The sequence below is a fragment of the Methylobacillus sp. DLP286 genome, from assembly GCF_056636515.1.
In genome coordinates this window covers 2,767,163-2,779,281 of sequence record NZ_CM153145.1, presented here as the reverse complement: position 1 = coordinate 2,779,281, position 12,119 = coordinate 2,767,163, and the positions used below count along the sequence as shown (strand labels likewise).

General features: G+C 61.2%; 9 protein-coding genes. 1 reads left to right on the top strand and 8 read right to left on the bottom strand.

Annotation, left to right across the window (positions count from 1 at the left end; all coding sequences use genetic code 11):
• Window positions 1–30: 30 nt before the first annotated feature.
• The 5 genes from glnT to ACWXTG_RS13350 are packed head-to-tail and all read right to left on the bottom strand — an operon-like array spanning window position 31 to window position 6,538.
• Entirely contained in the window at window positions 31–1,410 is a 1,380-nt protein-coding gene (gene glnT / locus ACWXTG_RS13370) for a type III glutamate--ammonia ligase (protein ID WP_480220178.1), read from the bottom strand.
• Window positions 1,411–1,438: 28 nt separating this feature from the next.
• A complete protein-coding gene (locus ACWXTG_RS13365) occupies window positions 1,439–2,122 on the bottom strand; it encodes a sarcosine oxidase subunit gamma (protein ID WP_480220177.1) in 684 nt (227 codons plus the stop codon).
• A gap of 8 nt (window positions 2,123–2,130) precedes the next feature.
• The gene (locus ACWXTG_RS13360; protein WP_480220176.1) at window positions 2,131–5,013 is read right to left on the bottom strand and encodes a 2Fe-2S iron-sulfur cluster-binding protein; all 2,883 of its coding nucleotides are present in this window, start codon (window positions 5,011–5,013) and stop codon (window positions 2,131–2,133) included.
• Window positions 5,010–5,270: a sarcosine oxidase subunit delta gene (locus tag ACWXTG_RS13355; protein ID WP_480220175.1), complete on the bottom strand. Its 261-nt coding sequence runs from the start codon at window positions 5,268–5,270 to the stop codon at window positions 5,010–5,012. The genes ACWXTG_RS13360 and ACWXTG_RS13355 overlap by 4 nt, the downstream gene beginning before the upstream one ends.
• Before the next feature lie 26 nt (window positions 5,271–5,296).
• On the bottom strand, window positions 5,297–6,538 hold the full coding sequence (locus ACWXTG_RS13350) for an FAD-dependent oxidoreductase (protein WP_480220174.1): 1,242 nt from the start codon (window positions 6,536–6,538) through the stop codon (window positions 5,297–5,299).
• Window positions 6,539–6,957: 419 nt separating this feature from the next.
• Here ACWXTG_RS13350 and ACWXTG_RS13345 point away from each other — a divergent pair, with 419 nt between their 5' ends.
• Entirely contained in the window at window positions 6,958–7,617 is a 660-nt protein-coding gene (locus tag ACWXTG_RS13345) for a MarC family NAAT transporter (protein ID WP_309564364.1), read from the top strand.
• Window positions 7,618–7,675: 58 nt separating this feature from the next.
• Here the strand turns inward: ACWXTG_RS13345 and ACWXTG_RS13340 are convergent, their stop codons facing one another.
• The 3 genes from ACWXTG_RS13340 to ACWXTG_RS13330 form a co-directional block, all read right to left on the bottom strand.
• Window positions 7,676–9,364, bottom strand: a complete 1,689-nt coding sequence (locus ACWXTG_RS13340) for an APC family permease (protein ID WP_480220173.1) — start codon at window positions 9,362–9,364, stop codon at window positions 7,676–7,678.
• 238 nt (window positions 9,365–9,602) lie between these two features.
• Window positions 9,603–10,241: a two-component system response regulator NarL gene (gene narL / locus ACWXTG_RS13335; protein WP_480220172.1), complete on the bottom strand. Its 639-nt coding sequence runs from the start codon at window positions 10,239–10,241 to the stop codon at window positions 9,603–9,605.
• A gap of 47 nt (window positions 10,242–10,288) precedes the next feature.
• Window positions 10,289–12,100 (bottom strand): histidine kinase, encoded by a 1,812-nt coding sequence (locus ACWXTG_RS13330; protein ID WP_480220171.1) that lies wholly within the window; start codon window positions 12,098–12,100, stop codon window positions 10,289–10,291.
• Window positions 12,101–12,119: the final 19 nt, after the last annotated feature.

The following is a 12,119-nucleotide window of genomic DNA, read 5'->3' as shown; positions in this document are numbered from 1 at the left end:
ATGTTCTCCTTACATAGAATCCAAAATAATTTAGAAAAACTCGATGTACCGGTTGATTTCCCAATCCGATACATGGCGTTGATAGTCGACCCACTCAGCGCGCTTGAGCTTGATGAACTCTTCCGTGAGCGAATTGCCCAGCGCATCGCGCAACACCTGGCTGGCCTCGAGCTGGGCCAGCGATTCGTTGAGGTTTTGCGGCAGGATGCCGATGCCCTGCTCCTTCATTTCCGCCAGATTCAGGTCGAACAGGTTGCTGGCATGGCCGGGGCCAGGGTGCAGCTCGCGCTTCACGCCGTCGAGGCCCGCGGCGATCACCGCCGCCGTGGTCAGATAGGGGTTGCAACTGCCGTCCGGCAAGCGCAGCTCCAGGCGGCCATAGGGTATGCGCACCATGGTCGAGCGGTTGTTGTTGCCGTAGGAAATATAGGCGGGCGCCCAGGTCGAGCCGGTGAGCGACTGGCTCACCACCAGGCGCTTGTAGGAGTTGACGGTAGGCGCAGCCAGCGCGGTCAATGCCGGGGCGTGGTGCAGGATGCCGCCGAGGAAGTGATAGGCCAGCGTCGAGAGGCCGTGGCCGGTCGTGTCGCCGTCGTCATGGAACAGGCTCTTGCTGCCGTCGCCGATCGACATATGCATGTGCATGCCGTTGCCGGGACGGTTGCCGAACGGCTTGGGCATGAAGGAACAGGTCATGCCGAGCTCGTTGGCGATATGGCTGGCCGCCATCTTGAACAAGATGTAGTCGTCCGCGCTCTTGAGGCAGTCGGCGTAGGTGTAGTTGATCTCGAACTGGCCGTTGGCGTCCTCGTGGTCGATCTGGTACACGTCCAGCCCGGCCGCGATCAGCGCTTCGGTCAGCCGTTCCAGGAACACGGCCTGCCGCGTCATGCCCTTGTAGTCGTAGCAAGGCTTTTGCAGCGTGTCGGTCTCGTCGCAGGGATGCAGCGCGCCCTTCTCGTCGCGTTTGAGCAGCGAGAATTCAGGCTCCAGCCCGGTATAGAGCGTCCAGCCTTGCGCGGCCAGGCGTTCGACCTGCTTCTTGAGCACCACGCGCGAATCGTATTCATATGGCTTCTGGTCGACATGGCCGTCGCAAATAATGCGCGCATAGCCGGGCTGCCAGGGAATCAGGCTCAGCGTGGACAAATCGCCCACCGCCATGTAGTCCGGGCCGTTGGGCAGGATGCCCATGCCCCAGATCGCCCCGCCGGCGAATCCCGCGCCATCCTTGAGGATGGATTCGAGATGGGCTGCAGGCACCGATTTCACCTTGGCGACGCCGTGGATGTCCACGAACTGCGCCAGCACGTATTTCACGCCGTTGTCGGCCAGGAACTTCTTCGCGGCCGCCAATTGCTCGGCCGGCGTGCCTGGCTGATACGTGAACTTTCCATCTACTATCTTCATAACATAACTCTCCGAGTCCAATTGAGTTTTATGAATAGGCCGCGAAGTAGCGCCCTATCCCGACGGGTCCGCCCTTGTGCTCGTGAGCGATGCCTGCGATCACTTCCCACAAATATGGACCGTACGAACTATCACACCACAGCCTGTAGAGGCTCTCCTCCTCCTGCAGGTCCTGGCGTATCAGGACTACGCTGACCCCGGCGAATTGCGTCATGACGACGTCTTGTGCGCCGAGCGAAGCGCGAGTTAAATCAATGGAACAAACCTCTGAAAACAACGCCTGCACCGCGTGGCCGCCGATCACGAACGACGCTTCCACATGCGGCACCGGATACACCCCTTTGGCCCCTGCGTAGGCTTGTGCCAGCCTTTCGCAGCTTGTGCCTCCCGGCGCATCCTCGATCAGGAATTCGCTGTTGCCCAGCCGCAAGACCAGGCTGCCGTCCGCGCTGCGCGCCCAGGTGTTGGCACGCGGCGGGATGGCGACGCCCTGCCGGGCCAGCCAATCGGCAGCCTGCGCGCCCTTGACGCCGAACTTGCGCAACAAGCTCGCATCAGCGATTCCCAGATTCTTTTTCCTCTCTTCTTCCAGTTCCTTGCCGCCAAAGCGAGCAGCCACTTTCATCTGCTCTATGACGCCCCAGTCAATCTGTTCGCCATGCTCGTGATTCAATGCATGGGCGATGGGAGTAATGAGTTTTTCTGTCTGCATGTCAGGTCTCAATGTTGGCTGGCAAGAAAATGGAAAGGCACTACGGTCGCGGGCGCCATTGCGCCGCCATCGGTGCGGATCTCGAAAGCGGAACCCACGGCGCTGTGCTGCGGCGCGACATAGGCGAAGCCGATCACGCGGCCCACGGTCCTCGAATAGGCGATGCTGGTGACGCGGCCCTCGATCTCGCCGTTGCGGATCACCAGGTTGCACTCGAACGGCATCTCTCCCGCATAGCCGGGGTTGAGCGCGAACGCCACCAGGGTCTTCTTGAGCGGCCGCTTGGCGATGATCTGCAGGCTGCGCTTGCCGATGAAATCCGGCTTGTTCATGTCGATGGCATGCTCCGCGCCGATTTCCAGCGGGTTTGTCAGGCCGTCGGTATCAATGCCGGGCATGGCATGGCCCATCTCCAGGCGCAGGATGCGCTGCGCATCGGTGCCGAACGGCTTGAGGCCCAGGCTGGAACCTGCGCGCATCACCTGTTCCCAGACGAAAGCGGCTTGCGGGGTGGGCACGTGCAACTCATAAGTGCTGTCGGCGACGAAAGCCACGCGCAGCAGCCGTACCGGCACCCCGGCAATTTCGGCCTCACGCGCGCTATGCGGCTGTTGCTCGCCGAGGTTGAAATTCACGAGGCCGGATAAGACCTGCCTTGCGAGTGGCCCGGCGACATTGATCGCGGCATAGGAGCCGGTGACGTTGACCAGGCCGATATCGAGCTGCCAGAGTTGCTGCCAGCGCTGCATCTCGCGGTAGACCGCGGCGGCATTCGAGGTGCCCGAGGTCAGGTAGAACAATTCCTCCTCCAGGCGGTGCGCCAGGCCGTCGTCCACCACCACGCCTGTTTCGTCCAGCAGCATGGTGTAGCGCGACTCGCCAACGCCTTGGTCGGCATAACGGCCGGTGAAGAAACGCTCGAGGAACAAGGCGGCCTCCGGCCCATGCACCTCGATCTTGCCGAAGGAACTGCTGTCGATGATACCGGCCTTGCCGCGCACGGCTTCCACTTCGGCGAGTATGGTGTCCTGCACGCTCTGACCAGGCACGGCATAGTAGGCGGCGCGCTTCCAGGGGCCGACATCGGTGAACACCGCGCCCAGCGCCGCATTGCCGTCATGCAGCGGCGTGGTGCGGTGCGGATGGAAGCCGCGCCCGCCCAGGTGCCCGATCGGCGTGGGGTGGAAGAACGGGCGCGAGGTCGTGGTGCCGATCTGCTCCACCGGCACGCCGCGCAGCCGGGCGAGGATGCGGATCGCGTTCATGTTCGAATGCTTGCCCTGGCTGGGGCCCATACCGACGGTGGTGAAGCGCTTCATCAGCTCGATGTTGTCGAAGCCTTCCTTGGCGGCGTTGATGAAATCCTTGACCTGGATGTCCTCGTCGAAATCGACGAAGTTCTTGCCCTTGGCATGCATGACGATGGGGTAAGGGTGGCTTTGCGCGCTTACGCTGACTGGCACACCGGCAGCCTCCGCCAGGTCTTTACCGATATGGCGCATCGCGGCAATCGCGGCACGCTGGCCATCGGCCAGCTTGTCGGCTAATGCATAGACGCCATTGACGCGTCCAGCGGCGAAGATGCCCGCAGGCAGCTTGTTGGGGACGAACTGGTGCACGCCATAGTCGTAGCGCATGGCGCCGCCAGCCTGGTACAACAGGTTGGCGGCGGGCGCCCAGCCCGCGCACATCGCCACGCCGTCGCATTCGATGCGGGTCTTGCTGCCGGTGTCCGCCTCGGCGCTGTCGGCGTTGTAGGGCGCGACCACCACGGCCTTGACGCTGAACTTGTCGGAAGCAGGTTCGACTTCATACACAGCACTACCCTGCAGGGTTTTCACGCCACGCCGCGCCAGCCCGGCAGGCAAGGCCGCGTCCACTTCGGTGCGCAGGTCGATCAATGCCGCCACCTTGACGCCTGCTTCCAGCAGGTCGTGGGCGACGCGGTAGCCGTAGTCGTTGGCAGTGAACACCACCCCATGCTCGAACGGCTTGACGCCGTAGCGGTGCAGCAGGCGCTGCGCCGCAGAGCCGAGCATGACGCCGGGAATATCGTTGTTGCGGAACACCGGCGGCTGCTCGAAAGCGCCGCTCGCCATCACCACCGCCCCGGCGCGCACCTTGACCATGCCGTCCTTGGTCACCACGGGAATCAGGTGGTCGGGATAGTAGCCGGCGGCATATGCGCTGGCAATTACCTGGATATTCGCCAATGCCTGCACTTCGGCGACCAGCTCGCCCAGCAGCTTGCCGGATTCCTGGCTGCCGCCCCAGTCGAAGCCCAGGCTGCCGCCGAGCTGGGCGTTCTCGTCCACCAGCACCACGCGCAGGCCCTGTTTGCCAGCCTCGATAGCGGCGGACAGGCCGGAAGCGCCCGCGCCGACCACCAGCACGTCGCAATGGATATGCTGCTTGGGCTTGATGATGCGCGGATAGTTGAAGTTGACCACGCCCAGGCCCGCCGCCTTGCGGATGACGTTTTCCCAGAACGGGAACATCTTCTTGGGCGTATGGAACGCCTTGTAGTAGAAGCCCACGGGCAGCAGCGGCGCGATGCTGTCGATGATGCGGCTCTTGTCCTTGCGCACGCCGCCGTCGGTATTCACCGCCTCCAACACAGCGCCGTTGCTCACGGGCGCCACGTCGCCGCGGATATTGGTGTCCAGCCCGTCGGTCAGCATCACGTTGACGTCATGGTTGGCCAGGCTGAGGATGCCGCGCGGACGGTGATACTTGAAACTGCGCCCCAACACTTTTTCGCCGTTGGCCCAGAGCGCGCTGGTGATGGTATCGCCCTCGAAGCCGCTGAACTCCCTGCCCTCGAAGCTGAACTTGACGACAGCGGCACGGTTGATCCACTCGCCTTGTTGCTTGGTCAAACGCGCGCTCATTTGCTGCCCTCCTGCCCTTTCAGATATGTACGAATCACTTGGTCGGTCAATGTGTTGCGCTCGGCGATGAACCAGGTGCCGCTTGGCGCGTGGTGCCACCACTCCTGCTTGAGGCCAGGTGCTCCGTGGCGGTTGTGCACGTAGTCGGCCCACTCCTTGTCGCTGCAACCGGCAGCGGGCGGGATGCGCAATTCGCCGCCATAGACGAATTCGCTCAGCGGTCTGGTTCCATTCACGGGACAGGTCAGTAATTTCATCGTGTATTCCTTATCTATGCCCTGGCTTAGTGGCCTACCGAGGCCGCGCCTTTTTCGCCGGTCAGCTCGTAATCCTCAAAGCGCGACAGGCGGAAGGAATGGATCAGATCGGGCGCCTGGTCGCGCGCGATGGTCTCGGCCATGGTCTTGCCGCTGATCGGTGTCGCCTTGAAGCCCCAGGTGCCCCAGCCCGCGTCGAGGTAGAAACCCTTGACCGGCGTCTTGCCCATCACCGGCGCGAAATCCGGCGTCATGTCGGCCATGCCCGCCCATTGACGCACCACTTTGATATTGGAAAGGAAGGGGAACATGTCCAGCATGTGCGAGGTCAGCCCCTCGACGAAATCCAGCGTCGAACGCGTGGAATGCACTTCGTAAGGATCGAGCGAGGACCCCATCACCAGCTCGCCGCGCGAGGATTGGCTCACATACACATGCAGGCTGCCGGAGACGAGGATGGTGTCGAGCCAAGGCTTCATCGGTTCGGTGACGCAGGCTTGCAGCGGATGGATCACGATAGGCGTTTCCACGCCCACCATTTCGCAGATTCTCGGCGTAAAGCCCGCCACCGCGGACAACACATTGTTGGTGGCGATATAACCCTTGTTGGTGTTCACGCCCACTACCTGGCCGCCCTGCACGTCGATGCCGGTGACTTCGGTATTCTGAAAAATCTCCACGCCCAGCCGGTCCGCGCCGCGGGCATAGCCCCAGGCCACGGCATCGTGGCGCGCCACCGAGCCCGGCGCATGGTAGAGCGCGCCGACGATGGGCGCCTTGCCGCTACAGCTCAAGTCAAGCTGCGGACAGGCCTTGGCAATTTCGTCCGGGCCGACGACATAGCTTTCCACGCCCACGTGCTTGTTGACCTCGGCGCGCCAGCGCATGGTGCGCATCGCGGATTCGGTATGCGCGAGCGTGAAGTGGCCGCGCGTGGAATAGAACAGGTTGAGGTCCAGCTCCTCGGAAAGGTCTTCGTAGATCTTGACGCTGGCATCGTAGAACTTCACGCCTTCGGGCGTGAGATAGTTGGAACGCACGATGGTGGTATTGCGGCCGGTATTGCCGCCGCCGATATAGCCTTTCTCCAGCACCGCGACATTGGTAATGCCATGGTGCTTGGCCAGGTAATACGCCGCTGCCAGGCCGTGGCCGCCGCCGCCGATGATCACCACGTCATAGGATTTCTTCGGCGTGGTATGCGCCTGGAAAAACCGCGTTCCCGGGTACTCCTTGCTCAACGCGTATTTAAGCAATCTCAACGGCATTTATCGTGGCTCCAAAAAACTTTAGTCATCAATACTGCATACACTTGAAGTAAACTTTTTTTCTCTAAAAGAAACTTTAGTGCATTTATACCGAGGTCAAAAAACAGCGTCAACACATTTATGAAACTTTTTTTCATAAAAAGAAACTTTGCACCAAGAACAAGCAAATTCAAGGTGATAGGCACCACATTTGTGCATGTTTTTGTTCATTTCACGACATAGCAAAGGTCATGCAACCTGGATGCCAGATATCACTTCCTAGCCTGGAAAAATGAAAAACCCGGGAAAAGAAAAGCGCCTTTCGAGCGAGGACGCATTCAAAAAAGGCCATCGAAGAAACCGAGAGTCAAGGGTCAGCGCACCATCCCGTATTAGAATCCTATCCAGACACATTCTTCAGCCCAGGAAAGGACCGAGCCTTGAGCATATTGGAAGCCCTCAAATACGTTTCTATCGTCGTGATCGGCCTGCTGCCCATCATGAACCCGCTCACCACGATCCCGCTGTATATGGCGCTGACGCGCCAAATGACAGTCGAGACCAGAAAGCGGCAAGCCAAGAAAGCCTGCATCTACGCGTTCTGCATCCTCACGACGTTCCTGTTGCTGGGCAACGGCATCATCAACCTGTTCGGCATTTCCATGCCGGGGATTCGCGTCGCGGGCGGCATCATCATCCTGATCCTGGCCCTGCGCATGATCTTCTCAGGACTGGATTCGTCCTCCAGCGTGGATTCGGAGCCTGACGAAATCAAGCATGCCAATCTGGATTATTCGTTCTCGCCATTGGCGATGCCCAGCATGGCCGGGCCGGGCTCGATCGCGGTCATCATGAGTTTCGGCTCGCAGATTCCCGAAGGCTCCCACCTCATCGGCGACCCCATCGTCATCACCGGGATTGCCATCACCACCGGCATCGCCTACCTGGCGCTGTCCTCGGCCACCTATATCGAGAAAATGCTGGGCGAGCACGGCATGCAGGCCGTCACCAAGATCATGGGCTTCCTGCTCACCTGCGTGGCGGTACAGTTCCTGGCGTCGGGCATACGCGACTTCTATATCGAGTTCGCCAAGATGTAGAGATGTAGAAACGATCAAGGCCTCTCGCGAGGCCTTGATGTCCTTGGCTAGCTGAAACTTATAGCTGCTGCATGTAGATCACGATCAGCACCGCCACGCCGATGGCGACGAACGGCATGACGCCCGCGCGTTTCTTCACGCCCGCCTCGTCGCCCATGTGCATGTCCTCGAGCATGGCCCTGGGGAACACGCCCTTGTCCTGCACGTAGTGGCGGTAGAGGAACACCGGCACGATCAGCGCAGCGCATACCACGCCGGACCACAAGGTGCCCTCGCCCCAGATATTGGCGCCCAAGCCCATCAGGGCGACATTGACAAAGCTCAAGATGGTGCCCAGGACGATCAGGATCAACGGCGCCTTGTAGGGGCGCTCCCATTTCGGCCGGTCCAGGCGATGGATCCAGCCTGCGTTGAGATTGAGGAAGTTGAACATGATGTAGCAGACGTTCGACACCGCCAGCACGAACACGTAATCGGACATCAGCAGCAACACCAGGTTGAAGCAGAGGTCGGTCCACATGGCGCGCGTCGGCGCACCATGCTCGTTGGCATGGGAAAGGTATTTGGGCAGCCAGCCATCCACCGCGCCCTGGAACAAGGTACGGGAAGAGCCCGCCATGGAGGTCATGATGGAAAGCAGCAGGGCCAGCACCAGCATGATGACGATGATGTTCCCCAGCTGCTGGCTGCCGCCCAGCATGGACGCCAGTGCGCTAGCGACGCCCATGCCGCTGTAAATGTCGGGGGCCAGCATGCCGTCGTAGACCGCGGCGCTGATTTCATTGCCCGCGGCATCCAGCACGGCGGGCGTCACCAGGTGGCCGAGGCCGAGATCGGCCTGGAACGCGATAGGCACCAGGGTGAAGACGGCGAGGCAGAGCAAGCCCGAGTAGAAGATCGCCTTGAAAGTGTCGGTCTTGGGATTGCGGAACTCGCGCGTATAGCAGACTGAGGTCTCGAACGCATAGGTGGACCAGGCCGCGATGAACATGCCGCCCGCCATGAGCTTCCAGCCCTCGATATCCCAGGCGCCGTTCACCACGTTGCCGGCCTCGTCGTAAGCCAGCGGGGCGACGGGAAGGAAATTGGCGGCGGAAATGTCGCCGGTGAGGATGGGCACGATGCCGATCAGCATGAGCGGGATCAAGGCCGCCAGGCCCAGGATCATGGTCACGCGCGAAGAGCGCAGGATGCCGCCGTGCTGGATGCCGAAAACGCCGAGCAGCACCGCCGCGCCGAGAATGAAGGTGGCGTCGATGCGCAGGCTGAGGCCGGACTTGATGAAGCCGAGGTCCATCAAGGTGATCTGCCAGGTATTGATCACCGCGTCCGCCGGGAACATCGCGAGCAGGATATAGCCCGCCGCCAGGCCGGAGCCGATCGCCAGCACCGGCGTCCACGCCAGCCAGTTGCACCACACCGAGATCGGCGCGATGAACTTGCTGTAGCGCACCCAGGCGATGGCGCCGTATACAGAGGCGCCGCCAGACTTGTGCGGGAACATGCCCGCGATCTCGGCATAGGTGAACGCCTGGATGAAGCCGAAAGTGATCGACAGCATCCATGCCAGCCAGGCGGGCTTGCCCACGGTCGAGGCAATCGCGCCAATCGAAAACAGCACCAATGCCGGCACGCCGCTGGCGACCCAGAACGCGCCCTGCCAGCCTATCTTGCGGTGCAGGCTGCCGGACCTGGGCGGCTGACCGATGGTCGACGCCGTGACATCTAAGGATGGGGTAGCACTCAATTTGCAGTCTCCTGAACATGAACATTAAGATGCGGGAATGCATCTTCTCCAGGATTGCATTGGATAACGGATGGGCTGGCTGCCACAATTCCCACTACGGATTACTCCTTAGGAGGTATAGGGGCCCAGAATAAAGTTACCACTTACTTCCTTTCTAGTTCAATCCGGGACCAGGGCGACGACGCAGACAATGCAGTTGCGCGGCAAGGAGGAGCAACAAGGTATCGGATTGAAGGGATTACTTCTGGCGGTGCGCCCAGACAGCGGCTTCGAGGCGGCTGGTCAAGCGCAGCTTGCTCAACAGATGTTTCACATGCACCTTCACCGTGGTATCGGAAATGCCGAGCTTGCGCGCAATCGCCTTGTTGCTCAGGCCGTCGGCAAGGCATTGCAGGATTTCCTGCTCGCGCTCGGTCAGGGAAACCTGGTCTGGCGTCGCAGGCGCCGGCTTGTTACCTAGCTCCTGCAACGCTTGCCTGAGCACCTCGGTCAAGCGGTCCTGGATCACGGTCACGCCGTCCGCAATTTTCTTCAGGCTGGCGCAAAGCTGCTCCGGCTCCATATCCTTGAGCAGGTAGCCGTCCGCGCCAGAGCGCAGGGCCTCCAGCAGATCGTCCTCGGCATCGGACACGGTCAGCACGACAAAACGTGCCCGGAGGCCGTCGGCCTTGAACCTGCGCAAGGTCTCCAGCCCGTCCACCCCTTTCATGTTGAGGTCGATCAGCACGATATCCGGCGCAAGCGCAGGCGCCTGCTCCAAGCCCTCCAGCCCCGACGAGGCCTCGCCGACCACCTCGAACAGCGGGTCGGCGCCTATCATCTGGCTCACGCCCTTACGGAACAGGGCATGGTCATCTATCAGGAATACCTTCAGCATAGTGTCCACTTACTTTCGTGCAATAGGTTGAAATAACTTCACTTGGATTACTGGTTGAGCTTGGGCGTAAAAATCAGCCTGACGCGCGTGCCGCCCTGGCGCCGCGCGCTGACCGTGATGTCCCCGCCCAGGCTGTATGCCCGGTCGCGCATGATGCTCTGCCCGTAATGGCCTGGCTCGTCCGTTGCATTGGCCGGCATGCCCATGCCGTCGTCATCGATAGTCACCACGACGGTGCTGCCCGGGGTGTATGCCAGCGCCACCACGACATTCTGCGCGCCCGCGTGGCGGATGATGTTGGAAAGCGCCTCGCGTATCACGTGCAGGATATGGAATTCCTCATTCACTGTCAGGCGGCAATTGACCAGGCGGTTATCCAGCGTGATCGACACCGCCGAGCGGTTGGAAAACTCGTCAATCGCCGCCTGGATGGCGAATCCCAGCCCGCGCACATCCATATGCATGCGGAAAGTGGAAAGCAGCTCGCGCAATTCGCGGTAAGCGGTATCCAGGCCTTCACGCAATTCGCCCGCAATCTCGTTAGTGATCCCGCTGTTTTCCCCCGACTCGCCGGTTGTCTGCGTTTGCAGCCGCGCGATCTGGATCTTCATGTAGGAAAGCGACTGCGCCAGGGAATCATGCAGTTCGCGCGCAATCGCGGCCCGCTCCTCAAACAGGGCCAGCCGCCGGGCCTGCTCCTCCCGGCTTTGCGCGCCCAGCACCAGTGAAAGCAGTTGCGCCGTGATTTCCGCCAGCGAAATATCGGACTCGTACAACTCCTGGCCCGGCTTGGCTTCCAGGATCAGCATGCCGAAATTGTCGCCCGGGCAGGCGAATGTCGCGGCAATACACTCGTTCGCCAGCATGAACTTGGCCGAGCGCCGCGTCGCCAGGTCGCGCAACACCTCTTCCGGCAAGGCTTCCGGGGCGTATTGCGAAAACAGCAGGCGCTCCCCCCGGCTCTCCCCGCCGTCCAGCACGAAGCGCAACGATACGTTGCGCAGGTCCAGGCTGCTTTCCATCGAGTAAATCATGGTCTTGAGCACGGATTCGTTCAGCACATTGTCGTTCAGCGACAGCACCAGGCCGTGCAGGAAGGTACGCGCACGCAGCAGCCGGCGCAGCAGTTCGCTCCGCGTGCGGTTGAACCATTCGGTTTCGGACTTGAAGCCCTGCATCTGCGCAGAGAACGCCTGCACCACGCCTTCCAGCTGGGAAAGTTCGTCCATGTCCCACCGGTCCTGTGCGGGCAGCTGCTCGCCCGGCAGCATGGCGACCAAGGCCGCGACCCGGTCGATTAATATCTGCTTGACCATCAACGCTACCGCGACCAGGCTGCACAACAGCAGCAACAGGCCCATGAACTGCAGCATCACCAGCACCGTCTGCTTTTCGTCGACGTCACGGCGCAATGCATCGAGCATGGCATCATGGCCTGCCAGTATCGACTGCATCGTTCTTGATGCGTCCCGTCCGTCCGCAAGGTAAGCGGCTTCGTCCTGCTGCAGCCGGGCAATCAGCGCGGCCAGCTTGCGGGACTGGCGCTCGGCATACCATTGGCGGGCGGTATCGCCGCCGGTCAACGTCGCCGCGCTCCAGGCAGGAGGAGGCTGCCGCACTCCGGCATTGCCGGGAAGCTGGCTCCATTCGAGCTTGCGTTGCGCCAACTGCTGGATTGCGGATTGGCTGGCGGGTATGTAATCTAGGAGGAACAGCGAGCCTGCCTGCATCATGACGGCCAGTATCGCCGCGCAGGACAGCAGCATGACGAGGCGCAGGTACAGCGCATGGCGCAGCAAGCGCTCGCGCAGGATGCCGAGCGGCTTGCCCAGCCTTGTCTTGATGGTCCCGGATTGCAAATTGTTCTAGCCTTTAGCC